The following is a 22,494-nucleotide window of genomic DNA, read 5'->3' as shown; positions in this document are numbered from 1 at the left end:
CCGTCTACTGGGCGCTGGCGAGGACTTGCGCCGCCGGCAGGCGCGTCGCCTGGCGCGCGGCGAAGCGGCTGGCACCCATGCCCGCAAACAGGGTCAGCGCAGCGCCGAGCAGCACCTGGGCCCAGGGAACCTGCAAGGGCATGCGCCAGTGGAAGGCTTGCGGATTGACGACGTGGGTGAGGATGGCGCCCACCGCGACGCCGCAGGCGAGTCCCAGCGCCAGTCCGATCACGGCGATAAGTGCGCCCTCGAAGACAATGGCGCGGCCGAGCATCGCGCGGTCGAAGCCGAGCGCGGACAGCGTCGCCAGTTCGCGCGCGCGCAGCCAGACGCTGGCGGCCAGCGTCACGGCGAGGCCGAAGAGGCCGATCAGCATGGCGGCGGCTTCCAGCGCGTAGGTGACGGCGAAGCTCTTGTCGAAGATGGACAAGCTCAGTTCGCGGATCTCGCCGCTGCCGACGCCTTCGATGCCGTGGTGTTTGGCCTGCGCGCGCATCCAGCGGCCGGCGGCGTCTTCCTGGCCCGGGCGCGGCCACAAGGCGAGGTCGGTGGCCGCGACGCTGCCACCAAGGGCGCGGTAGTCCGCTGCGGCGATCACCACGGCGCCGAACTGCCGCGCGTAGTCGCGCCACACGCCGCCGACGAAGACTTCCACCTCGCGCCCGAGCAGCGGCAGGTGCAGCGTCTGGCCCGGCACCAGGCCATGCAGCTCCTGCAGCGGTTCGCTGATCCAGGCCGTGATGCGCCCCGGCGGCGCGGCGAGCACCGCGCCGGTGAAGGGCAGCCGCGCGGCGGGATCGGCGCGGTCGAGTTCGCGCACCAGCAGCGCCACCGGGGGGCGGCGCGGATCGAGCGTCAGCATGACGGTGGCCATGCGTTCGACCCGGACGAAAGGCGACTGCGGCCGCTCCAGTTCGGCGAGCATGTCGGCCGGCAGCGGCACGCCCTTGCTGCGCATGTACATCGGCGCCGGCAACACGTCGTCCAGCCACTGGTCGAGCGCGGTGCGAAAGCTCGACACCATGGTCACCATGCTCACCGTCAGGGCGAAGCTGACGATCAGGCCGCTGGCGGCGACCTGCGCCATCAGTGGCGCCTGCAGGATGTTCTGCACCGCGATGCGCAACGGCGCTGACAGCCTTAGCCGTTCCAGCCCACCGAATACCAGGCGCGTCGCCGCCGGGGCGGCGGCGATGCCCAGCACCAGCACCAGCGCGATGGCCGTGTAGCCGGCCAGCGGCAGGTCGTCGATCGCCGGCAGGCGCGTCAGCGCCACCGCCGCCAAGGCGACCAGCGCCAGCGCAATCCGCTTGGCGTGCCGCGACGCGGACAGCGTGGAAGGCGCCTGCTGGGCGAAGCCGGCCTTCAGCGCCGGAGCCAGCGGCTGAATGCGATTGAGCCAGGCCGGATACAGCGCGCCCATCAGGCTGGCGCCGCAACCGGCGACAAAGAATACCGCCGCCGGCGCAAGCTCCGGCACCACCACTGGCGAGCTGGCGGCGAAGAAGCCGCCGCCGAGGTCGCCGCCCAGCAGGCGCGTGAACAGAACGGCCAGCCCGTAGCCGAGACCGAGGCCGGCGGCGGCGCCGGGAATGCCGATGGCAAGGCCCTCGACCAGCACCTGCGCGAGGCGCATGCGCGGCGGCAGGCCGAGCACGCCGAGCAGCGCGAACTGCGTCGAGCGCTGCGCCACGGCGGTGAGCTGGGTGGCGAACACCAGGAAGGCGCCGGTGAGCAGGGCGACCATGGCCAGCACGTTGAGGTTCACGCGATAGGCGCGCGAGACGTTGGACATCCGCGCCAGGTTGTCGTCCGCCGCGCGCAGGCCGAGCCCGGGCGGCAGGCGTGCCGACCAGGTCGCGATCCAGGCCGCCGGGCTTACGCCGGGGGCCAGCCGCAGGCGCACTTCGCCGACACCCTCGCGCGGCCCGAAGTGAGCCTGCACCCAGGCGATGTCGGCCACCAGCAGCAGCTCGTCGTCGCGCACGGCGGGCAGGTCGCCGCGGATAGGCGTGGTCCAGCGCGCTTCGCCGCGCGTCGCCGTGATGCCGGCGACCGACGGAAGTCCCTGTGGGGCGCCGACTTTCGTATTCAGCCGCGCCAGCAAGGCCGGCGAGGCATACACGCCGTCCTCGAAGATGCTTGTCGTGCCACCATCCGCGCCGCCTTGGCGCGGCATCAGGTTCGGCATCAGCAGGGCGGCGCTGAACGCGTCGAGGCCGATCAGGCGCACCGTGGTCGCGGTGTTGTCGAGGCGCACCCGGGTTTCGATCACAGGCACGGCGAGGGCGACGGCCTCGTCGCGCGCCAGCGCGTCCACCAGCGCCAGCGGCACGTGGCCGGAGCTGTCACGCGGCGCGAGTACCGCGTCGGGTTCGCCCTGCACGCTTTTCATGGCCTGCGAGAAATCGGCGAGTGCGGCGTCGTTGATCAGGTGGATGGCATAACCCAGCGAGACGCCCAGCGCGATGGCCAGCATCGACAGCGCGGTCGCCGTGCGCCGCGTCATGAACTGGGCGCGGATCAGCCACCAGGAAAGCCGCCACGTCAGGCTGCTCATGGTGAAGTCAAGTTCAATCCGCAGATTTCGCAGATTTCGCAGATTGGCGCAGATTGAACAGCTATTTCGAGAGGGTGCCAGCCGCACCGGGCAGATGTCGGGTACTTGCTCCGGTTCGTCTTGATGATCTGCGTGAATCTGCGAAATCCGCGGACCAATGGCTTTAGCAATCTCATTCCAGTCCGTCCGGTGTCAGCGTCAGGATGCGGTCGCAGCACTGCGCGACGTGCTGCGAGTGGGTGACGATCAGCGCGCTTGCACCTTCCTCGCGCACGCGTTCGAGCAGCAGGGCCAGCACCTCGTCGGCGGTGCGCGGATCGAGGTTGCCGGTGGGTTCGTCGGCGAGGATCAGCGTCGGGCCATGCACCAGCGCGCGGGCGATCGCTACCCGTTGCAGTTCGCCGCCCGACAGGGAGGCCGGCCAGCGCGGTCCGAAGCCGGCAAGGCCGACCCGGGCCAGCAGCGCTTCGATGCGCGCGGCATGGTCATGGGCGGCGACGCCGGACAACAGCAGCGGCACGGCGATGTTCTGCGCCACCGAAAGCGTGGGCAGCACGTGGAAGGCCTGGAACACGAAACCGATGCTGCGCGCCCGCAGGGCCGCGCGCTCCGCTTCGTCGAGGCGCAGGATGTCCGTCGCTTCGCGGCCGACCATGATGGTGCCCGCATCCGCCGGTTCCAGCCCGGCGATGCAGTTGAGCAGGGTACTCTTGCCGACGCCGGATTCGCCGGTGAGGGCGACGATCTCGCCGGTGGCGACGGAAAGGCCCAGGCCGCTGAACACCGGTCGCGGGGCATGGGGGTGGCGCTTGGAAAGCCCGGCGATGCTCAGCATGCAGCGCCGCACTCCCGCGGGGGCCGGCCCGTCATGTCCCGGGACGGGGTTTGCGCGGCTTCTTCTTGCGTGGTTGTTCTTCGCGCAGGCATTGCTTGAGTTGCTTGCCGGTCTTGCCCTTGCAGAGATCCTTGGCTTTCTGCGCGGCTTCGCATTTGGCCGGTTCGCGCGACTTGCTGCAGTCGACCGGCGGCATGCTGGCGTCGAGGCAGGCGCGCTTTTCGCTGCCGCGTTTGTCGCTGCAGGCCTTGAGCGCCGCCTGGCGCGCCTCGCAGCGTCCCGGATCGCGCGCTCGGGCGCAGTCGTCGGCCGCGGTCTCGGCCACGGCGGGCAGCGAAAACAGGGCAGCTGCGGCGAGGGTCAGCAGTCGCATCATCTTGGTTCGGGCTCCGGATAGCGGGTGAGATCGATGGCGGAATAATACTCCCGCATTGAGGCCCGGCCGGGTTGTCGGCTATAGTTCGCCGTATCGCCAGCGCCGACTTTATTCCATGAACAAGGTAGAGCCCATTGAGCACCGCCTGACCCTTCCCGAAGTGGTCGATGCGCTCGTCGCCGACGGCCTGGTCGCGGCGGACGCGGCGGCCACCTTCAAGCAGGAGCGGCGTTACTACAAGGGCGACGCGCATCCCCTGATCGTGATCGCCGAGCAGCGCTGGAAATCGCTGCTGCCGCCGCATCCGGTGCTCGACATCGACACCCTGACCCAGTGGCTGGCGAAATGGTCGGGACTGGGCTACCTGCACGTCGATCCGCTGAAGATCAACTTTTCGGCCGTGACCGAGGTGATGAGCAACATCTACGCGACGCGCTTCCGCATCCTGCCGGTGGACGTCCGGTCGAACGAGGTGGTGATCGCCACCGCGGAGCCTTTCCAGCGCGCCTGGGAAGCGGAGATGCTGCCGATCCTGCGCAAGGACATCCGGCGCGTCATCGCCAACCCGGAAGACATCACGCGCTACCTGGTGGAGTTCTACAACCTCGCCCGCTCGATCAAGGGTGCGATGAGCAAGGGCGATGTCGCCGGCGGCGCGTCGAATTTCGAGCAGCTGGTGGAGATGGGCAAGAGCAACAAGCAGTTCGACGCCAACGATTCGCACATCGTCACCATCGTCGATTGGCTCTGGCAGTACGCCTTCGAGCAGCGCGCCTCGGACATCCACGTCGAGCCGCGGCGCGACCTCGGCATCGTGCGCTTCCGCATCGACGGCGTGCTGCATCAGGTATACCAGATTCCGAAGGCGGTGCTCAACGCCATGACCAGCCGCATCAAGGTACTCGGCCGCATGGACGTGGTGGAGAAGCGCCGGCCGCAGGACGGGCGCATCAAGACGCGCACCGCCGATGGCCAGGAGGTCGAGCTGCGCCTGGCGACGGTGCCGACCGCCTTTGGCGAAAAGCTGGTGATGCGGATCTTCGACCCGGAAGTGCTGGTCCGTGACTTTTCCGAGCTCGGCTTCGCCAGCGACGAACTGGCGATGTGGAACGGCATGGCTTCCCAGCCCAACGGCATCATCCTGGTGACCGGACCGACCGGCAGCGGCAAGACCGTGACGCTGTACTCGACGCTCAAGCAATTGGCGACGCCGCAGGTGAATGTGTGCACCCTGGAAGACCCGATCGAGATGGTCGAGGCGTCCTTCAACCAGATACAGATCCAGCCCGAGATCGGCATCGGCTTCGCCGAAGGCATCCGCGCCCTGATGCGGCAGGATCCCGACATCATCATGGTCGGCGAGATACGCGATATCGAAACCGCCGACATGGCGATCCAGGCCGCGCTGACCGGTCACCTGGTGCTGTCGACCCTGCACACCAACGACGCGCCGTCGGCGATGACGCGGCTGGTCGAGCTCGGCGTGCCGCCCTACCTGCTCTCGGCGACGGTGATCGGCGTCATGGCGCAGCGCCTGATCCGCACCCTGTGTCCGGCCTGCAAGCAGCCCGGCGGCCTGCGCGCGGAAGACGAGGCGGCCTGGAATGCGCTGGTGGCGCCATGGAAATCCAGCAAGCCGGCGCAGCTCTACCATCCGGTCGGTTGCCTCGACTGCCGCATGACCGGCTTCAAGGGCCGCGTCGGCATCTACGAGATCATGCCGATGTCGACGGAGATCCGCAGGCAGGTGGTGCACGGCCCGGAGCTTTCCAGGCTGCGCGAGCAGGCCATGCGCGAGGGCATGAAGCCGCTGCGCATCGCCGGCGCGAAGAAGGTGGCGGCGGGGCTGACGACCATCGCGGAAGTGATCAAGGTTGCGCCGCCGATGGTTGATCCGGAGTAATCCTCAGGCCGCCCGTCGGTGGCGGCCGCAAGCGGCGCTTCAGTAGCGCGGCGCCGATCCCCAGTTCGGCGTCACGCGGCCGACCAGGCCTTCCAGCAGTTCGAGTTCGGCGTCGGTGTGGTTGATCACCGCGGCCGGCACCATCATCTTCGCCATCTTCATGTCGTTGTGGATGTACATCGGCTTGTCGTGGTGGCGGGTAGCGTAGCGCTCGGCTTCCTGCGGCGCCGCCGTCGGCGTCAGTTCGACGTCGCCGTAGCACAGGCAGAAGTAGGTGCGTGCCTTGGCGCCGTGGTTCTCTTCTTCGATGTAGCAGCCGGTGCCGCGGATGCCGATGGTTGCCGTCGACACCTGTATGGTCTTGGCGCCCTTGCCGAACACCGAGAGGATCTTGCCCGTGACGACGCGCATCAGGTTCTGTACGGCGTTGGCGCCGAACTCGACCGTGGTGAGTTCTCGTTGCATGAAGGCGTCCTGGCCGATGACGTAGATGGCTTCGCTGTTCTTTCCGGTGACGATGGTGTCGCCGGGCTTGATCAGCTGGCCTTCGGTGGCCACCCGGTGGTTGACGATGACTTCGCCCTTGATCCGGTTGAGGCCGGGCCGGATAGGCACCTCGCCCTTGGCCAGGGCGTCGCGGACCAGTCCGGAGATTCCGGCGGGGCCGAGCAGGCCGGCGGCGGCGAGGGCTTTGAGCAGACGGCGACGATCATCCATGGCGCTTCCTCCTTGAAAAGAATTGCGGCTTACTTGTTCAGTTCGCGCATGGCGCGTTCGAGGCCGGCCAGCGTAAGCGGGAACATGCGGCTGTTGAAGATCGTGCGGATCAATTCGATCGAGTGGCGGTAGTCCCACAGGCGTTCCGGCTCGGGGTTGAGCCAGACCGCGCGCGGCCAGGTATCGAGCATGCGCTGCAGCCAGACCGCGCCGGCTTCCTCGTTCGAGTATTCGACCGAGCCGCCGGGCTGCAGGATTTCGTAGGGGCTCATGGTGGCGTCGCCGACCACCACCACCTTGTAGTCTTCGCCGTACTTGTGCATCACGTCCCACAGCGGGAAGCGCTCGCCATGGCGGCGCCGGTTGTCCTTCCAGACGTAGTCGTAGATGCAGTTGTGGAAGTAGAAATATTCGAGGTGCTTGAACTCGCTCTTGGCCGCCGAGAACAGTTCCTCGCAGACCTTGATGTGGTCGTCCATCGAGCCGCCGATGTCGAGGAAGAGCAGCACCTTGACCTTGTTGTGGCGCTCGGGGCGCATCCTGATGTCGAGCCAGCCGGCGTTCCTCGCCGTGCCGGTGATGGTGCCGTCGAGATCCAGTTCGTCCTCGGCGCCTTCGCGAGCGAAGCGGCGCAGGCGGCGCAGGGCGATCTTGATGTTGCGCGTGCCGAGTTCGACCGTGTCGTCCAGGTTGCGGTACTCGCGGTTCTCCCAGACCTTGACGGCGGTGCGGTTACCGGCCGAGGGGCCGCCGACGCGAATGCCCTCGGGGTGGTAGCCGCCGTGGCCGAAGGGCGAGGAGCCGCCGGTGCCGATCCACTTGCTGCCGCCGGCATGGCGCTCCTTCTGCTCGGCGAGGCGCTTCTTGAATTCCTCCATCAGCTTGTCCCAGCCGAGCTTTTCCAGCTTGGCCTTTTCCTCGGGTGTCAGATGCTTCTTCATCATCATCTTCAGCCACTCTTCGGGGATGTCGGCCTCCAGTCCGGGGATCTGCGTCACGCCCTTGAAGTATTCGCCGAAGGCGCGGTCGAACTTGTCGTAGTGGGTTTCGTCCTTGACCAGGCAGGTGCGGGCGAGGAAGTAGAAGTCGTCGATCGAATTCCCCGCAACATGCTCCTTCAGCGCTTCCAGCAGCGTGAGGAACTCGCGCGTGGAAACGGGCAGTTTTTTTGTCTTGAGGTGGAGAAAGAAGTCAATCAGCATGGAAAGTCGGCGCTGGCGGGACGGCGATGGCGGCAGATCAGCGGTTGTGCCGCGCCATGAAAACCAGCCGCTCGAACAGATGCACATCCTGCTCGTTCTTCAGCAGCGCGCCGGCCAGCGGCGGCACCACGGCCTTCTTGTCCTTTGAATGCAGCGCTTCCGGCGGGATGTCCTCGGCCACCAGCAGCTTGAGCCAGTCGATCAGCTCGGAGGTCGAGGGCTTCTTCTTCATGCCGGGCACTTCGCGCAGCTCGAAAAAGACTTCCATGGCTTCGCGCAACAAGTCCTTCTTCAGGTTGGGGAAATGTACGTCGACGATGCGCCCCATGGTCTCCTTGTCGGGGAACTTGATGTAGTGGAAGAAGCAGCGGCGAAGGAAAGCGTCGGGCAGTTCCTTCTCGTTGTTCGAGGTGATGATGACGATGGGGCGCACGGCGGCGCGCACGGTCTGCCGCGTCTCGTAAACATGGAACTCCATGCGGTCGAGTTCGCGCAGCAGGTCGTTGGGGAACTCGATGTCCGCCTTGTCTACTTCGTCGATCAGGATCACCGAGGGCTTGCCCTGCTCGAAGGCCTGCCACAGCACGCCCTTGACGATGTAGTTGGATATGTCCTTGACCTTTTCGTCGCCGAGCTGCGAGTCGCGCAGGCGCGACACGGCGTCGTACTCGTACAGACCCTGCTGGGCCTTGGTGGTGGACTTGATGTGCCACTGCAGCAGCGGCACGCCCAGCGCGCCGGCGACTTCCTCGGCCAGCATGGTCTTGCCCGTGCCGGGCTCGCCCTTGATCAGCAGCGGGCGCTGCAGGGTGATCGCGGCATTGACCGCGAGCATGAGGTCGGGGGTGGCGACGTAGGTAGTGGTTCCTTCAAAGCGCATGGTGTTTTCTTTCAGGGTTGAAGCAACAGATTATCCCAGAGCGGGGGTTTTGTCCTGCATTGGCGGTATTGGAGCGATTCCTTCCGTTCAATCAAATTGCTTGACAAGTGGGGGGGGGGGGGCGTTTATGCTGGACGAAAGAATCAACAATGCATGTTCTTCAATCTTTACGGGTTTTCTAGGGGGAGTATACAAATGGGAGTGCCAAATTTCCGCCAACGGTGGGCTACGCTGCTCGTGGTCATTCTTTCGGCTTTGTTTCTTTCGGCTTGCAATCAGACCAATGTGCGTGGCGATGGGGGTGACTACTTTCGACTAACCAAGCGCGATGCCGCCTCTTACGAAGAAGCAGGAAAATGGTGGGGTACGCGTCACTGGAATAGAAAGAATCCGGCCAACGATGTCTCTGATCGACCCTTTGTCGATTCCCTTATTGACGCCAACAATCTTGACTTCTTCTGGATTCATTCCGATCTGAAGGACGCGTTCAATAAGGGGTATCGCATCGGTTATCAGGATCGGACGGCGGATCTGATTCTCGGGCCCTACCTGACTGATGCGGCCGCAACCATTGGCGACAAAACAGCGAAGCGCTTCGTGGGTGTGATCGAGGATTTCGAGCGTGGGTGGGCGGAAACCGTGACGCGCGCCGTCAATGTGTTCATCACGCTGATCTCGGAAGGCTCCCAGGCGGATCGGGAGAAATTCATCAACAATTTTGTTCAAGGCTACGATGAGAAGTACAAGCGCACGGTCGCCGCGCTGCGTGCTGGAGGGTATGTCCAGCAAACATCGGAAGGCGGAACGAACATGCTGCTGGATGCGCGCAAGGCTCTCGCCGTGCTGAATATTCCTTCGACCGAAACCCTGAAGACGGAGATCTACCGTCAGACCTTCACCGTCATGGGTGACGAGTGGGGCCGGCGCCTGAGCCACAACCTGATCAAGCGCGATGAACTGATCGATCTGCTAAGGAGGAGCAAGACGGCCTTCCAGGAAGTATCGCCAGGACTCGACGGCAATCTTGGGATCGTGAGGCAGTCCTTCATTCAGGCATACGGCACGGATGCGGCCAACGTGTTTCAGGGGCTGACCTCGGCGGCCGGGTACGCGAGCAGTGGAACGGCGCCGGTACAAGTGCGGACTCCCGCAGCGTCCCCGGCGCCTGCGGCGGGTAGTTCGGGTTCCGCTGGTGGAAGGAAAGCACCGGCCACCAAGCGGCAGGCTGCTCAATGAATCAACGGACTCCGCAATACTCGAAAATTAGCCAATGGTTGCTCGCGATCTTCGCTGGTGCGATTGGCATTGGGTTCTTCCCCACAGTGAACGCAGCCGACAAATGCGCCAACGTCAAGCTACCCAGCGATTTTGCAGAGGGCCAGTGTGTTTGGTACGTGAGAAAGAAGGTGGGTGTCCCAGTTCCGTGGTATCCGCCCGATGCCAAGGATTGGATTGTCGAAGCGAGAAAATCAGTACATACGGCCAAAGGATGGCGCGCTGAAGGCAATTTGAAACCCGAGGTAGGCGCGATAGCTGTGTTTAAGGTTGGCGACTATGGACATGTCGCCTACATCGAAGATGTTGGAAGGGACGGTTCGTTCACTGTGAGTCACTGCAACTGGGGCGGGAAGAAGGAACTCTCGAAGACGATAAAAGATCCCTTGCTGTTGGCGTGTTCAGGCTGGACAGATGCAAGATGTATCAATGGTGTGGGACCTACTCGGGCAACAGTTTCAGCCGGCGGGCAGCTTGGGAATAGTGCCACGCTATTGGGTATTATCTATCCTCCTGGGCTAAAGGTCGCAGCGGCGCCCGCTCCGCCTCTGGCGCCTAACCCGCCAACGGGCAACAAGGGAACGGGACGAAAGTCCGTCCCGCAATATGCGATTCGTATTTTCAATGTTGATGTTCCCGCTGAGGCATCGATTAACGGCCGAGTCGTGGCGCGTGTCAATGCGCGGGGCGATACCGGCCCCGTGCCGATCAACAACATGTTGCACAGCCGTGATAACAAGGTTCGCTTCAAGCTTGGCAATGAAAGTCGGCCGCATACCTACCATTTCGTGCTGCTTGAAAATGGGCAGGTCAAATGGGACAAGAAGTGCGGCAAGGTCGATAGAACTCCGTGTAAGGAGAAACTGAAAAATGGCGAAAAATCGATCACGCTTCACCCATAGTCATTGTCTTGGGCCAGCCAAGCGGGCAGTGGTCGGCGGATTGACGATGCTGGCATTAATGTCGGGCCCGGTATCTGCCGGGCAGGTCGTCGACGATGAAGATGTGGGCAGTTCCCAGCAGCAGGCGCCTGCAACGTCGACGCGAAGCGGAGGGGGGCAGGCTCAGCAATACTCGTATGAGCAGCCGCAGGCCGACAGACAATCGACAAAACGCATCATTGCCAACGAAATCGGCCGAGCTATTGGCCAGGCTGTCGTGCAATCGATAGTCCAGCAGGGCGCCCAACCGGCGCCGTCATCGTCCCGCTCGTACATCCAGAATCCAGCACCTGACTATTCTGCGAGTGGAGGCCGACGGGCCAAGGAAGATCGCTTCTGACTGCGTGAAATCGGCCAAGGATCGGATCAGGATTGAAGAGTCCGGACTGCTTCTCGCAGGTCCGACAAGTCTTCAACCACTGTGATGTAGACCACTTTCCAGTCAACCGAAAAATAGGCGTGTACCGCGACGTTGCGAAAGCCGACAATTTCCTTCCAGGGAACTTGCGGCGCTTTCGACAAGGTTTCCGCCGAAAGTCGTGAGGCGGCCTCCCCGATTGTTGACAGCTTTTGCAGCACGGCGGACTGCAATATGTCGTCCCGCAGAAATCGCGTTTCGTCGCATCCGCTCATCCACCGCTCGATGGATGCAATCGCATCAGCGATGTCGGCCAGATACAGAAGCTCACTCCGCATAGAGTATTTTTGCCTCGCGCAATATCTGGTCGCGAATGTGACGATTCAGGCCATCGCGCGTGACGAGGTCAACCGGGCGTCCAAAAAGCGCCATCAACTCCGCCTGCATCCGTTGCATTGCGACAAGACCCACACGGGCGTCCTGCCGTAGGTCGATTATCACGTCTACGTCGCTTTCGGGACGAGCCTCCCCGCGGGCCAGCGAGCCAAATATGGCCAATTCGCGCACCGAATGCGAGCGGCAAAATCCTGCTATTGAGTCCGATGCGATGGGGATGAAGGCGGTCATGTGGCGATCCTTGTTGGCGGTCGGTCTAATTTACATCAGATCGTACAAACGGGAATTTCCACTCGATATTTGCATTCGCTATTGCCGTGTCGTCAGCGCCGACTTTTCGCATCAACCAGCCTTGCGCCGCACGCAGTCGACATAGGCTTCGCCATCCGGCGGCAGCTTGCTGCGTTGTGCGCGCCAGAGCATTTCGCCGAGGCAGTCGAGGACGTCATGCAGCGCTTCGTGACGGTCGCCACGGCGGCTTTGCAGAAGGGTGAAGGCGGCGCGGATGCCCGGCGGCTGGTCGATCGAAAGCTGTTCCTCGATGGCGAGGTGCAGCGACAGATGCAGGAAGGGATTGGTCTCGCCCTGTTCCGGCGTCCATTCGCGCGTCAGCGCGTCCTCGGCTTCGACCAGGGCGTGGTATTCGGGATGCAGGGCGACCAGGTCGGCGGCCAGGGTTTCCATCGCCGTGCCCGGCAGCCGCTGCCGGTGCCTGGCCCAGGCGTCGATCAGGAACTGGCGCGCCTGGTCACGGCTCGGATTAAACATTTTTCTCTTTCCATGCACAGAGGTCGAAGACGCCGCAATGCACGCAGTCCGGGGAACGCGCCTTGCAGGTGTAGCGGCCGTGCAGGATCAGCCAGTGATGGGCATGCAGGCGGAATTCGGCGGGCACCACCTTGAGCAGTTTCTGTTCCACCGCGTCGACCGTGTTTCCCGGCGCCAGCCCGGTGCGGTTGCCGACGCGGAAGATGTGGGTGTCGACCGCGATGGTCGGTTCATGAAAGGCGATGTTCAGCACCACGTTGGCCGTCTTGCGGCCGACGCCGGGCAGGGCTTCGAGTGCGGTGCGGTCATGCGGCACGTCGCCGCCGTGGCGCTCCAGCAGCAGGCGCGACAGGGCCACGACGTTCTTGGCCTTGGTCGGATAGAGGCCGATGGTATTGATGTATTCGGCCAGGCCCTCCACACCCAGCGCGGCGATCGCCTGCGGCGTCGGATGGTCGCGGAACAGCGCGCGCGTGGCACGATTCACGCCCTTGTCGGTGGCCTGGGCGGAAAGCACCACGGCCACCAGCAACTGAAACGGCGTCGCGTATTCGAGTTCGCTTTTCGGTTCCGGGTTCGCTGCTGCCAGTCGGGCAAAGAACTCGCGAACCTTTTTCGGGCTCATGCCGGGACCGAAGCCGGTGGTGGCTGATCGTGCAGGCGCTTTTCGCGCAGGCGCGCGTTGGCGCGGGCGTCGAGCCAGTTGCGCCCGGCGATCAGCAGGCCAAGGACGAAGAAGGCGCCGGGCGGCAGGATAGCGATCAGGAAGCCGGGATAGGATTCCGGCAAGACCTGGACGGCGGACAGCGTCGGGAAGATCATCTCGATGCCGGAGAACAATGTTCCCTGGCCGATGAACTCGCGCACCGCACCGAGCAGGGCGATCACCCAGACGAAGCCGACGCCCATCATCAGGCCATCGAAGGTCGCCGCACGCAGGCCGTTCTTGGCGGCGAAGGCTTCGACGCGGGCCAGCACGATGCAGTTGGTGACGATCAGCGGGATGAAAATGCCGAGCACCAGGTACATGTCGTGCAGGAAGGCATTGAAGGCCAGGTCGACCACCGTTACCAGCGCGGCGATGATCAGGATGAAGACGGGGATGCGGATCTCGTAGGGGATCAGGGCGCGCAGGGCGGATATGGCCAGGTTGGCCAGCATCATGACGAGGATGGTGGCGAGGCCCAGGCTGACCGCATTGACCAGGGTCGTGCTCACCGCCAGCAGGGGGCACAGCCCCAGCAACTGGGCGAGGATGGAGTTCTGCTTCCACAGGCCGTTCCAGGCGATGTCCTTGTAGATGCTCATGGGGTTTCCCTTTCCTCGAAGCGGCCGTTGGCCGGCAGGGCGAACAGCTTGTCCTTGTGCTCGACGGTCCAGGCCAGCGCGCGGCCGCTGGCCCTGGTCACGGCGCGGGCCGAGATCGTGGCACCGCTCATCTGGTCAAAGCGGCCGCCGTCCTTCTTTACGCGCCATTTGCTTTGGGGCACGCTGTCGAAGCCCACGTTGTTGAACTGGGTGATCCACGGCCGCGTCTTGTTGCGATCCTTTTTCGGATCGATGTAGTCGCCCAGCCCGGGCGTTTCCTTGTGCGCGGTGACGCGAACCGCGATCAGCCTGCCGTCGGCGGCGACGGCGACGATCAGGCCGATGCGGCCGGAATAGCCGTCCGCCGCGGCGGCTTCCAGCACCAGCGCCACCGGCGCGCCGTTCCTGCGCGCGCGCCACAGCCGGGTTTCGTCGTCGAGCCCCAGTGCTTTCTGCGGCGCCAGAGTGATCGCATCGGCCATCAGGTCGTTGTCGTACAGTGTTCCCGGCAGCACTTCGCCGATCAGGCGCAGCTTCTCCGCCAGTGCGCTGGCGGCGACCATGGGCGCCGTGGCTTTGTAGGTGCCGGCCATCAGCGCGGTGAACACCAGGGTAAATGCGAGCATGATGCCCGCCGTGCGCGCCGAGATGCGGAATACCCCCGCTTCCCTTTGCCCGATTTCGATGGGTTCGCTCATCGGGAATCTTCCTGTTTGCCCTTGTGTCCGAACACCGGCGGCTGGGTGTACATGTCGATCAGCGGCGCGGCGATGTTCATCAGCAGCACGGCGAAGGCGATGCCGTCCGGATAGGCGCCGAAGCTGCGGATGATCCAGGTCAGCAGGGCGGCGCCGGCAGCGAAGATCAGCTTGCCCTTCGGCGTGGTGGCGCCGGAAACCGGGTCGGTGATGATGAAAAAGGCCGCCAGCATGGCGCCGCCGGTGAACAGCTGGAACCCCGGTCCGGCAAAGCGGTCGGGATCAAAGAGGGCGAATGCCCCCGACACCGCGCACAGCACCGCGAGAAAGGCGACCGGCAGGTGCCAGGTGATGATCCGCTGCTGGAGCAGGTACAGGCCGCCGAGGAAGTAGCCGGCGGCGATCCACTCCCAGCCGCGACCGCCGACGTTGCCGAAGGTGGCCTTGCCCCCCAGGATGCCGCCTATCATCGCGCGCTGTTCCGGATCGCGCAGCACGGTACGCAGCGCGTCGAGCGGCGTGGCCATGGTCATGGCATCGAGGAGCTGGCGGTTGCCGAAAATCGCCTCCCATTGCACGGCAAAGTCGGTGGAGTCGACTCTGGGCCATTGCGACATGAGCAACGGATAGGCGACGATCATCAGGGCGAAGGCCACCATCGCCGGATTGAAGGGATTCTGCCCCAGGCCGCCATAGAGATGCTTGGCGACGACGATCGCGAGCAGCGTGCCGAGCACGGTCAGCCACCAGGGCGCGATCGAGGGAAAGGTCAGGGCGATCAGCCAGGCCGTGACCAGCGCCGAGCCATCGCCGAGGAAGGGCCGCAGCGGCTTGCCGCGCAAGGCCAGCATCGCCGCTTCGGCGGCGAGTGCGGTGAGCGAGGCCAGCGCGATCTGCACCAGAATGGCGGCACCGAAGAACCAGACATAGGCGCCAATGCCGGGCAGCAGCGCGAGCAGCACGCGCAGCATGACCGATTGCACGCTGGCGGGTTTGAGGGTGTAGGGCGAGTTATTCACGAGGTATCGGCAATCCGTTCAGTCATCCTGCCGCAGGTGCGGCTTGGCCATTTCACGAATTTCGGCGCGGCGCCCTTCGATGGCGGCGATTTCGGCCTGCTGTTCCGGCGTCAGGTCGGTGACGTTTTCCGGATGCGCCTGCTCCTTCTGTGCCTTCGCGCGTTCCAGCGCGGCGGCGATCAGGGCTTTCTTGGCGTCTTCCTCGGGACTTGTCGCCGGTTTTTCGGCAACGGCGATGGCGGCCGCGGCCTTTTCCCGTCCGGCGGCGGTCTTGGCGGCCAGCTTGGCGGCCTTTTCGGCTTTCTCGCGTTCTTCGCGGGCGAGGCGGAATTCGTAACGCTCGCGGGCCAGGTCGGCCGCCGCCTTTTCCTTTTCCCGGGCCCAGATCTCGCCTTTGGCGAAACGGAAATAATCCACCAGCGGAATGCGCGAGGGGCAGACGTAGGAGCAGCAGCCGCACTCGATGCAGTCGAACAGCGAGTACTCCTGCGCCTTGCCGAAGATTTTTGCCCGGCTGAACCAGTACAGTTCGAAAGGCTGGAGTTCGGCCGGGCAGGCCTTGGCGCACTCGCCGCAGCGGATGCAGGGCATTTCGGGCGGCGGCGGCGGGAACAGCGCGGGCGAGCCGGCCAGGATGCAGTTGGTGCCCTTGGTGACCGGGGTATCGAGGCTTTGCAGGCCGACGCCCATCATCGGTCCGCCCATCAGGTAGCGATCGGTGTCGGTGCGCGGCTCGGCGAGCGGCAGCAGGTCGCTGATCGGCGTGCCGATCAGGGCTTCGAAGTTGCCCGGATGCGCCATGTTGCCGCTGAGCGTCAGCACGCGCGAGATCAGCGGCTCGCCGTGGGCGATGGCGCGATAGATTGCGTGCGCCGAGCCGACGTTGAAGCACTGCACGCCGAAATGGGTGCCGAGCTTGCCGTAGGGAATCTCGATTCCGGTCAGTACCCGGATCAACTGCTTCTCGCCGCCGGCGGGATAGCGGGTCGGAACCGCGATCACCTCGACTGCGGAGTCGCCGAGGCCTTGTGCGGCGTCGCGCATGGCGGCGACGGCCTGCGGCTTGTTGTCCTCGATGCCGACCAGGATGCGGCGCGCGCCGGTAATATGGCGCATCATCGCCGCGCCGGCAAGGATCATGTCGGCGCGCTCGCGCATCAGGCGGTCGTCGCAGGTGATCCAGGGCTCGCATTCGGCGCCGTTGAGGATCAAGGTTTCGATTCCCTTTTCCCCCGGCCCCAGCTTGACGTGGCTGGGAAAACCGGCGCCACCGAGGCCGACCACGCCGCAGTCGCGCAGGTAGTCGCGCGTCTGCAGGGCGCTGGTGGCGAGGTAGTCGAAGGGCTGTTTTTCGATCCAGCGGTCCAGTCCGTCGGGATCGATGACGATGCTCGGGGCCGGCAAGCCCGACGGATGCGGTACCGGCTGTGGTTCGATGGCGCGCACGGTGCCGGAGGTGGGCGCATGCACCGCGGTACACATCGGACCCTCGGCGGCCGCGATGACCTCGCCCTTGAGCACGGCCCGGCCGGGTTGCACCAGGCAGCGCGCCATGGCGCGGGCACTCTGGCGCAGCGGGATGATCAGACGCGAGGGCAGCGGCGCGACGCGGATCGGCGCGGTCGCCGATTCATCCTTGTGCGAGTCGGGCTTGACGCCTCCCTTGAAGCTGAACAATTTGGCGATCATGCGGTCTGCCGCAGGGGTATCACGGGATACTTCCACTTCCAGGTGTCCACCGTTTCCTGAATGGCATACATGCGGATGCAGTCGACGGGACAGGGCGCGATGCAAAGCTCGCACCCCGTGCACTGCACGGCAACCACGGTATGCATCTGCTTCGCCGCGCCGACGATGGCGTCTACCGGGCAGGCCTGGATGCACAGCGTGCAGCCGATGCAGGCCTGTTCGTCGATGACGGCGACCGACTTCGGTTTCTCGACGCCGTGCTCGGCGGATAACGGTTTGAACTCGCGACCGAGCAGGTCGGCCAGCTTGTGGATGCCTTCCTCGCCCCCCGGCGGACAGCAGTTGATGTCGGCCTCGCCCTTGGCGATGGCCTGTGCGTAGGGCTTGCAGCCGGGGAAGCCGCATTGGCCGCACTGCGTTTGCGGCAGGATGGCGTCGATTTTCTCCACCAGCGGATCGCCTTCGACGCGGAAGCGCACCGCCGCATAGCCGAGAGCGGCACCGAGCAGGACGGCGCCCAGCGCCATGACCAGGATCGCTTCGAGCATGGCTATGCCTGCGCCGGTCCGCCCCAAGGGAGCATGTGCGTTGGAGGCAGCCAGCCGGTTCTGCGAGCGTGTTGGGCCATTACTTGTACTTGTCCAGCCCGGCGAAGCCCATGAAGGCAAGGCTCATCAGGCCAGCGGTGATCATGGCGATGGCCGTGCCGCGGAAATGCACCGGAACATCGGCTGCCTCAAGCCGCTCGCGGATGCCCGCGAACAGGATCAGCGCCAGCGTGAAACCCACGGCGCTGCCGAAACCGAACAACAGTGATTCGAGGAAGTTGTGGCGCAGGCTGACGTTGAGCAACGGGATGCCGAGCACTGCGCAATTGGTCGTGATCAGCGGCAGGTAGATGCCCAGTACCTGGTGCAGCAGCGGGCTGGTCTTCTGGATCACCAGCTCGGTCAATTGCACGATGGCGGCAATGGTGACGATGAAGGAAAGCGTGCGCAGGTATTCGAGTTGATTTGGTATCAGCAGCCAGCGATCGATGATGTAGCTGGCGCCGCAGGCCATGGTCAGAACGAAGGTGGTGGCCGCTCCCATGCCCAGCGCGGTCTCCAGCTTCTTGGAGACGCCCATGAACGGGCACAGGCCGAGTATCCGCACGAACACGACATTGTTGACGAGGACCGCGCCAAGGATGATGAATAGGTAGGTCGTCATGTTGCGTGCAATGCCGGAGCCGATTCGCAATAATTGGTGGAGATCAAATTATCTCGCTATTAATAGTGTTTCCGCAAGTGGGACCGGGATGTTAGCGCCGCGTGGCGGCATCCGTGGCGGTAATGCATTCGGTGACAAGGCGCGGACCCCGATAGATCAGCCCGCTGTAAATCTGCACCAGCGCGGCTCCGGCTTCGATCTTTGCGCGAGCGCGTTCGCCGCTGTCGATGCCGCCGGCCGCGATGATGGGCAGTTCCCCGGCCAGTGCGTGGGCTAGACGCCGAATCACGGTGGTCGATTTCTCGAACAGCGGGGCGCCGGACAACCCGCCGGCTTCTGCAGCCAGGGGCGAGGATTCGACGCCTTCGCGACCCAGTGTCGTATTGGTGGCGATCACTGCATCGATTTTGTGGCGCTTTAGGGTGTCGGCAATCGTGTCGATCTGGCTGGGTTCGAGGTCGGGTGCGATTTTCAGGGCCAGCGGAACATATTTGCCGTTCTGGTCCGAAAGCGCGGCCTGTCGGGACTTGAGCGCTTCGAGCAGGGCGTCCAGCTCCGACGCGCCCTGCAACTGCCGCAAATTCTTGGTATTGGGCGAGGAAATATTGACCGCAATGTAGCTTGCCGCCGGGTAGGCCTTTTCGAGGCAGATCAGGTAGTCATCGACGGCCCGTTCGATTGGAGTGCCGAAGTTCTTGCCGATGTTGATGCCGAGGATGCCTTCGTACCGCGAATGCGAGAGAGTATCGAGCAGTGCGTCGATGCCTTCGTTGTTGAACCCCATGCGGTTGATGATGGCCCGCTGCTCGGGCAGGCGGAACAGGCGCGGCCGGGGGTTCCCCGGCTGTGGGCGTGGCGTCACGGTACCGACTTCGAGGAAGCCGAAGCCGAACTGTGCCAGCCCATCGATCGCGGTGCCGTTCTTGTCCAGCCCTGCCGCAAGGCCGACCCGGTTGGGAAATCGGAGCCCCATCACTTCTACGGGAGCCTGACTTGGGGGCGGCGTACTACGAATTCCCAGAGAAGCGCCTACAGAAAGCAAGCGCAGCGTCAGTTCATGGGCGCGCTCGGCATCGAAAGCAAAGAGAAGGGGACGGATCAGGGCATACGGAATCATGGCGGGGCATTCTACGTTGCCGGTCAGGAGAAGGATTTGTCACAAATCGGAAAGAAAAACTGCACAAGGGGTTTACAGGCGAGAGAAGGGCTCATATAATCTTCCTTCTCTGCTGCTTGCGGAGCCGCCGAAAGAAAGGCGGAGTTCTTTAAAAACCAAACAACCGATAGGTGTAGGTGCTTGCTGGGCTGGTGGTGGTGGTGGGTGGACATTCCGAGATCGAAGGGATGGAAGCTGGACCGGGTTGGAAGACACGGGCCGAGTTCTGAGCGGAGTGCGAAAGCATGAGGTGAAGGATCTGCTGCTGCTGGATGCTAAGAGTATTGAGAAGCAAGCGCTTACACGAGTAAAACAGTAAGGTTAAATGCAAATTTAGCCTCTGAGATTCGTTTGAGCGAGTAGTAAAAAGACAGATTGAACTGAAGAGTTTGATCCTGGCTCAGATTGAACGCTGGCGGAATGCTTTACACATGCAAGTCGAGCGGCAGCGCGGGGCAACCTGGCGGCGAGCGGCGAACGGGTGAGTAACATATCGGAACGTACCCTGTCGTGGGGGATAACTATCCGAAAGGATAGCTAATACCGCATACGACCTGAGGGTGAAAGCGGGGGATCGCAAGACCTCGCGCGATAGGAGCGGCCGATATCGGATTAGCTAGTTGGTGAGGTAAAGGCTCACCAAGGCGACGATCCGTAGCTGGTCTGAGAGGACGACCAGCCACACTGGAACTGAGACACGGTCCAGACTCCTACGGGAGGCAGCAGTGGGGAATTTTGGACAATGGGGGCAACCCTGATCCAGCCATTCCGCGTGAGTGAAGAAGGCCTTCGGGTTGTAAAGCTCTTTCGGCAGGAACGAAACGGTGTTCCCTAATACGGGGCGCTAATGACGGTACCTGAAGAAGAAGCACCGGCTAACTACGTGCCAGCAGCCGCGGTAATACGTAGGGTGCGAGCGTTAATCGGAATTACTGGGCGTAAAGCGTGCGCAGGCGGTTCCATAAGACAGATGTGAAATCCCCGGGCTTAACCTGGGAACTGCGTTTGTGACTGTGGGACTGGAGTGTGGCAGAGGGGGGTGGAATTCCACGTGTAGCAGTGAAATGCGTAGAGATGTGGAGGAACACCGATGGCGAAGGCAGCCCCCTGGGTCAACACTGACGCTCATGCACGAAAGCGTGGGGAGCAAACAGGATTAGATACCCTGGTAGTCCACGCCCTAAACGATGCGAACTAGGTGTTGGGGAAGGAGACTTTCTTAGTACCGCAGCTAACGCGTGAAGTTCGCCGCCTGGGGAGTACGGTCGCAAGATTAAAACTCAAAGGAATTGACGGGGACCCGCACAAGCGGTGGATGATGTGGATTAATTCGATGCAACGCGAAAAACCTTACCTACCCTTGACATGTCAGGAAGTCTGCTGAGAGGTGGATGTGCCCGAAAGGGAACCTGAACACAGGTGCTGCATGGCTGTCGTCAGCTCGTGTCGTGAGATGTTGGGTTAAGTCCCGCAACGAGCGCAACCCTTGTCATTAATTGCCATCATTGAGTTGGGCACTTTAATGAGACTGCCGGTGACAAACCGGAGGAAGGTGGGGATGACGTCAAGTCCTCATGGCCCTTATGGGTAGGGCTTCACACGTCATACAATGGTCGGTACAGAGGGTTGCCAACCCGCGAGGGGGAGCCAATCCCACAAAGCCGATCGTAGTCCGGATCGCAGTCTGCAACTCGACTGCGTGAAGTCGGAATCGCTAGTAATCGTGGATCAGCATGTCACGGTGAATACGTTCCCGGGTCTTGTACACACCGCCCGTCACACCATGGGAGTGGGTTCCACCAGAAGTAGGTAGTCTAACCGCAAGGGGGGCGCTTACCACGGTGGGATTCATGACTGGGGTGAAGTCGTAACAAGGTAGCCGTATCGGAAGGTGCGGCTGGATCACCTCCTTTCTAGAGCAAAGGCGCGGTGAGCACCTACAACCTATCGGTTGTTTAGAAGCCAACAGCGGGTCTGTAGCTCAGCTGGTTAGAGCACCGTCTTGATAAGGCGGGGGTCGATGGTTCGAACCCATCCAGACCCACCATTGGTCTGTGATAACCGGCGCATGACGGCGTTGTCGCCTTGCTTGCATACGAAAAGGTATGCGGCGCACTGCTCCGCCTTGTCCTGCTTGGTTCTCGCAGACCAATGTGGCCGCTAAGGGGCGATGAAGCGGACCTGGACCAGAGTCGATGGGCTTTGAGAAGCAAGCAGCGCAAGGCGCGAGACCGTGCCGCATAGCGAAAGCTATGCAAGCGGTGGAGCAACGCCGCGATGCGCCGCTTATCGAAGGCCAGCGGAAGGGGGATTAGCTCAGCTGGGAGAGCACCTGCTTTGCAAGCAGGGGGTCGTCGGTTCGATCCCGTCATCCTCCACCAATTTCCTTAGGCGCGTGGTGGCGGACAGCGGCATGAAGCGTAATGAGTACGTAGAAGCAGGATGCTTCTGTGTAGTCATTACTCCTTATGAGTAAGCGGTTGTTGGATCTTTAAAAATTCGGAAGAAGTAAGGTTGTGCCATCTCGGAAGGGATGGCACATGGGTTGTGATTGTATCTTCACGACTCCCGTCCTTTGAACCGGCGCGGGGGTCTTGAACAAGTAATACTTTGGTTGCTTCCTGTAGAGGAGGATTTCGGGGAACCGGAGTTCAATGTTATAGGGTCAAGTGACTAAGTGCATGTGGTGGATGCCTTGGCGATTACAGGCGATGAAGGACGTTGTAGCCTGCGAAAAGCTGCGGGGAGCTGGCAAACAAGCTTTGATCCGCAGATGTCCGAATGGGGAAACCCACTCCGCAAGGAGTATCCCTGACTGAATACATAGGTCAGTGGAAGCGAACCCGGCGAACTGAAACATCTAAGTAGCCGGAGGAAAAGAAATCAACCGAGATTCCCTAAGTAGTGGCGAGCGAACAGGGACCAGCCTGCAAGAGATAACTATTTTGTTAGTGGAACGCTCTGGAAAGTGCGGCCGTAGTGGGTGATAGCCCCGTACGCGAAAACAAAGTAGCGAGACTAAGTTTGCGACAAGTAGGGCGGGACACGTGAAATCCTGTCTGAAGATGGGGGGACCATCCTCCAAGGCTAAATACTCGTAATCGACCGATAGTGAACCAGTACCGTGAGGGAAAGGCGAAAAGAACCCCGGGAGGGGAGTGAAATAGATCCTGAAACCGCATGCATACAAACAGTGGGAGC

At 62.9% G+C, this 22,494-nt stretch carries 21 protein-coding genes, 2 tRNA genes and 2 rRNA genes; 8 read left to right on the top strand and 17 right to left on the bottom strand.

Features of this window, described 5'->3' with window-relative positions:
• Positions 1-4: 4 nt before the first annotated feature.
• From J0M27_RS18405 to J0M27_RS18395, 3 genes are all read right to left on the bottom strand, one after another.
• Positions 5-2,560: an FtsX-like permease family protein gene (locus J0M27_RS18405; protein WP_294995189.1), complete on the bottom strand. Its 2,556-nt coding sequence runs from the start codon at positions 2,558-2,560 to the stop codon at positions 5-7.
• Between the two features lie 172 nt (positions 2,561-2,732).
• Entirely contained in the window at positions 2,733-3,395 is a 663-nt protein-coding gene (locus tag J0M27_RS18400) for an ABC transporter ATP-binding protein (protein WP_294995186.1), read from the bottom strand.
• 31 nt (positions 3,396-3,426) lie between these two features.
• The gene (locus J0M27_RS18395; RefSeq protein WP_294995183.1) at positions 3,427-3,771 is read right to left on the bottom strand and encodes a hypothetical protein; all 345 of its coding nucleotides are present in this window, start codon (positions 3,769-3,771) and stop codon (positions 3,427-3,429) included.
• 115 nt (positions 3,772-3,886) lie between these two features.
• Here J0M27_RS18395 and J0M27_RS18390 point away from each other — a divergent pair, with 115 nt between their 5' ends.
• The gene (locus J0M27_RS18390; RefSeq protein ID WP_294995180.1) at positions 3,887-5,674 is read left to right on the top strand and encodes a GspE/PulE family protein; all 1,788 of its coding nucleotides are present in this window, start codon (positions 3,887-3,889) and stop codon (positions 5,672-5,674) included.
• Between the two features lie 39 nt (positions 5,675-5,713).
• Here the strand turns inward: J0M27_RS18390 and J0M27_RS18385 are convergent, their stop codons facing one another.
• From J0M27_RS18385 to J0M27_RS18375, 3 genes are read right to left on the bottom strand one after another with little or no spacing between them, the layout of a single operon-like run.
• Complete coding sequence (locus J0M27_RS18385; protein ID WP_294995177.1) at positions 5,714-6,391, bottom strand: hypothetical protein; 678 nt, start codon at positions 6,389-6,391, stop codon at positions 5,714-5,716.
• Between the two features lie 29 nt (positions 6,392-6,420).
• Entirely contained in the window at positions 6,421-7,593 is a 1,173-nt protein-coding gene (locus tag J0M27_RS18380) for a VWA domain-containing protein (RefSeq protein WP_294995174.1), read from the bottom strand.
• A gap of 37 nt (positions 7,594-7,630) precedes the next feature.
• On the bottom strand, positions 7,631-8,473 hold the full coding sequence (locus tag J0M27_RS18375; protein WP_294995171.1) for a MoxR family ATPase: 843 nt from the start codon (positions 8,471-8,473) through the stop codon (positions 7,631-7,633).
• A gap of 195 nt (positions 8,474-8,668) precedes the next feature.
• Between J0M27_RS18375 and J0M27_RS18370 the strand changes: the two genes are divergently transcribed.
• Genes J0M27_RS18370 through J0M27_RS18360 form a run of 3 tightly spaced genes read left to right on the top strand, consistent with a single transcriptional unit; the run spans position 8,669 to position 11,029 of the window.
• Positions 8,669-9,709, top strand: a complete 1,041-nt coding sequence (locus J0M27_RS18370; RefSeq protein ID WP_294995168.1) for a hypothetical protein — start codon at positions 8,669-8,671, stop codon at positions 9,707-9,709.
• Positions 9,706-10,650, top strand: a complete 945-nt coding sequence (locus J0M27_RS18365) for a CHAP domain-containing protein (protein WP_294995165.1) — start codon at positions 9,706-9,708, stop codon at positions 10,648-10,650. The genes J0M27_RS18370 and J0M27_RS18365 overlap by 4 nt, the downstream gene beginning before the upstream one ends.
• The gene (locus J0M27_RS18360) at positions 10,619-11,029 is read left to right on the top strand and encodes a hypothetical protein (RefSeq protein ID WP_294995162.1); all 411 of its coding nucleotides are present in this window, start codon (positions 10,619-10,621) and stop codon (positions 11,027-11,029) included. Before J0M27_RS18365 ends, J0M27_RS18360 begins: the two co-directional genes overlap by 32 nt.
• 26 nt (positions 11,030-11,055) lie before the next feature.
• Here J0M27_RS18360 and J0M27_RS18355 read toward each other — a convergent pair whose 3' ends face one another.
• The 11 genes from J0M27_RS18355 to J0M27_RS18305 form a co-directional block, all read right to left on the bottom strand.
• Complete coding sequence (locus J0M27_RS18355) at positions 11,056-11,385, bottom strand: HepT-like ribonuclease domain-containing protein (RefSeq protein ID WP_294995159.1); 330 nt, start codon at positions 11,383-11,385, stop codon at positions 11,056-11,058.
• Complete coding sequence (locus J0M27_RS18350) at positions 11,375-11,674, bottom strand: nucleotidyltransferase family protein (protein WP_294995156.1); 300 nt, start codon at positions 11,672-11,674, stop codon at positions 11,375-11,377. The genes J0M27_RS18355 and J0M27_RS18350 overlap by 11 nt, the downstream gene beginning before the upstream one ends.
• A gap of 111 nt (positions 11,675-11,785) precedes the next feature.
• The gene (locus J0M27_RS18345; RefSeq protein WP_294995152.1) at positions 11,786-12,211 is read right to left on the bottom strand and encodes a DUF1841 family protein; all 426 of its coding nucleotides are present in this window, start codon (positions 12,209-12,211) and stop codon (positions 11,786-11,788) included.
• On the bottom strand, positions 12,204-12,836 hold the full coding sequence (gene nth, locus J0M27_RS18340; RefSeq protein WP_294995149.1) for an endonuclease III: 633 nt from the start codon (positions 12,834-12,836) through the stop codon (positions 12,204-12,206). The genes J0M27_RS18345 and nth overlap by 8 nt, the downstream gene beginning before the upstream one ends.
• Positions 12,833-13,519 (bottom strand): electron transport complex subunit E, encoded by a 687-nt coding sequence (locus J0M27_RS18335; protein WP_294995146.1) that lies wholly within the window; start codon positions 13,517-13,519, stop codon positions 12,833-12,835. The genes nth and J0M27_RS18335 overlap by 4 nt, the downstream gene beginning before the upstream one ends.
• Complete coding sequence (gene rsxG, locus J0M27_RS18330) at positions 13,516-14,217, bottom strand: electron transport complex subunit RsxG (RefSeq protein WP_294995143.1); 702 nt, start codon at positions 14,215-14,217, stop codon at positions 13,516-13,518. The genes J0M27_RS18335 and rsxG overlap by 4 nt, the downstream gene beginning before the upstream one ends.
• Positions 14,214-15,236, bottom strand: coding sequence for an RnfABCDGE type electron transport complex subunit D (locus J0M27_RS18325; protein ID WP_294995141.1), 1,023 nt, complete (start codon positions 15,234-15,236; stop codon positions 14,214-14,216). Before J0M27_RS18325 ends, rsxG begins: the two co-directional genes overlap by 4 nt.
• Positions 15,237-15,254: 18 nt before the next feature.
• On the bottom strand, positions 15,255-16,925 hold the full coding sequence (rsxC, locus tag J0M27_RS18320) for an electron transport complex subunit RsxC (protein WP_294995139.1): 1,671 nt from the start codon (positions 16,923-16,925) through the stop codon (positions 15,255-15,257).
• Entirely contained in the window at positions 16,922-17,473 is a 552-nt protein-coding gene (gene rsxB, locus J0M27_RS18315) for an electron transport complex subunit RsxB (protein ID WP_294995136.1), read from the bottom strand. The genes rsxC and rsxB overlap by 4 nt, the downstream gene beginning before the upstream one ends.
• Positions 17,474-17,552: 79 nt before the next feature.
• Positions 17,553-18,137, bottom strand: a complete 585-nt coding sequence (gene rsxA, locus J0M27_RS18310; protein ID WP_294995134.1) for an electron transport complex subunit RsxA — start codon at positions 18,135-18,137, stop codon at positions 17,553-17,555.
• Positions 18,138-18,228: 91 nt separating this feature from the next.
• Positions 18,229-19,254, bottom strand: a complete 1,026-nt coding sequence (locus tag J0M27_RS18305; RefSeq protein ID WP_294995132.1) for a quinone-dependent dihydroorotate dehydrogenase — start codon at positions 19,252-19,254, stop codon at positions 18,229-18,231.
• Between the two features lie 416 nt (positions 19,255-19,670).
• Between J0M27_RS18305 and J0M27_RS18300 the strand changes: the two genes are divergently transcribed.
• The 4 genes from J0M27_RS18300 to J0M27_RS18285 all read left to right on the top strand — a co-directional run.
• Positions 19,671-21,206 (top strand): 16S ribosomal RNA (locus J0M27_RS18300).
• A gap of 57 nt (positions 21,207-21,263) precedes the next feature.
• Positions 21,264-21,340: transfer RNA gene (locus J0M27_RS18295), tRNA-Ile, on the top strand.
• 258 nt (positions 21,341-21,598) lie between these two features.
• Positions 21,599-21,674: transfer RNA gene (locus J0M27_RS18290), tRNA-Ala, on the top strand.
• Between the two features lie 282 nt (positions 21,675-21,956).
• A 23S ribosomal RNA gene (locus J0M27_RS18285) occupies positions 21,957-22,494 on the top strand; the annotation flags it as partial.

The organism is Sulfuritalea sp. (assembly GCF_017302275.1).
Taxonomy (GTDB): Bacteria; Pseudomonadota; Gammaproteobacteria; order Burkholderiales; family Rhodocyclaceae; genus Sulfuritalea.
The sequence above is the reverse complement of the archived record's forward strand: the minus strand, read 5'-3'. Positions and strand labels throughout refer to the sequence as shown.

Bases quoted from the DNA above. Each gene is read 5' to 3' on its own strand.
- J0M27_RS18405 (WP_294995189.1), bottom strand. From the start codon at position 2,560: ATGAGCAGCCTGACGTGGCGGCTTTCCTGGTGGCTGATCCGCGCCCAG.
- J0M27_RS18400 (WP_294995186.1), bottom strand. From the start codon at position 3,395: ATGCTGAGCATCGCCGGGCTTTCCAAGCGCCACCCCCATGCCCCGCGA.
- J0M27_RS18395 (WP_294995183.1), bottom strand. From the start codon at position 3,771: ATGATGCGACTGCTGACCCTCGCCGCAGCTGCCCTGTTTTCGCTGCCC.
- J0M27_RS18390 (WP_294995180.1), top strand. From the start codon at position 3,887: ATGAACAAGGTAGAGCCCATTGAGCACCGCCTGACCCTTCCCGAAGTG.
- J0M27_RS18385 (WP_294995177.1), bottom strand. From the start codon at position 6,391: ATGGATGATCGTCGCCGTCTGCTCAAAGCCCTCGCCGCCGCCGGCCTG.
- J0M27_RS18380 (WP_294995174.1), bottom strand. From the start codon at position 7,593: ATGCTGATTGACTTCTTTCTCCACCTCAAGACAAAAAAACTGCCCGTT.
- J0M27_RS18375 (WP_294995171.1), bottom strand. From the start codon at position 8,473: ATGCGCTTTGAAGGAACCACTACCTACGTCGCCACCCCCGACCTCATG.
- J0M27_RS18370 (WP_294995168.1), top strand. From the start codon at position 8,669: ATGGGAGTGCCAAATTTCCGCCAACGGTGGGCTACGCTGCTCGTGGTC.
- J0M27_RS18365 (WP_294995165.1), top strand. From the start codon at position 9,706: ATGAATCAACGGACTCCGCAATACTCGAAAATTAGCCAATGGTTGCTC.
- J0M27_RS18360 (WP_294995162.1), top strand. From the start codon at position 10,619: ATGGCGAAAAATCGATCACGCTTCACCCATAGTCATTGTCTTGGGCCA.
- J0M27_RS18355 (WP_294995159.1), bottom strand. From the start codon at position 11,385: ATGCGGAGTGAGCTTCTGTATCTGGCCGACATCGCTGATGCGATTGCA.
- J0M27_RS18350 (WP_294995156.1), bottom strand. From the start codon at position 11,674: ATGACCGCCTTCATCCCCATCGCATCGGACTCAATAGCAGGATTTTGC.
- J0M27_RS18345 (WP_294995152.1), bottom strand. From the start codon at position 12,211: ATGTTTAATCCGAGCCGTGACCAGGCGCGCCAGTTCCTGATCGACGCC.
- nth (WP_294995149.1), bottom strand. From the start codon at position 12,836: ATGAGCCCGAAAAAGGTTCGCGAGTTCTTTGCCCGACTGGCAGCAGCG.
- J0M27_RS18335 (WP_294995146.1), bottom strand. From the start codon at position 13,519: ATGAGCATCTACAAGGACATCGCCTGGAACGGCCTGTGGAAGCAGAAC.
- rsxG (WP_294995143.1), bottom strand. From the start codon at position 14,217: ATGAGCGAACCCATCGAAATCGGGCAAAGGGAAGCGGGGGTATTCCGC.
- rsxC (WP_294995139.1), bottom strand. From the start codon at position 16,925: ATGATCGCCAAATTGTTCAGCTTCAAGGGAGGCGTCAAGCCCGACTCG.
- rsxB (WP_294995136.1), bottom strand. From the start codon at position 17,473: ATGCTCGAAGCGATCCTGGTCATGGCGCTGGGCGCCGTCCTGCTCGGT.
- rsxA (WP_294995134.1), bottom strand. From the start codon at position 18,137: ATGACGACCTACCTATTCATCATCCTTGGCGCGGTCCTCGTCAACAAT.
- J0M27_RS18305 (WP_294995132.1), bottom strand. From the start codon at position 19,254: ATGATTCCGTATGCCCTGATCCGTCCCCTTCTCTTTGCTTTCGATGCC.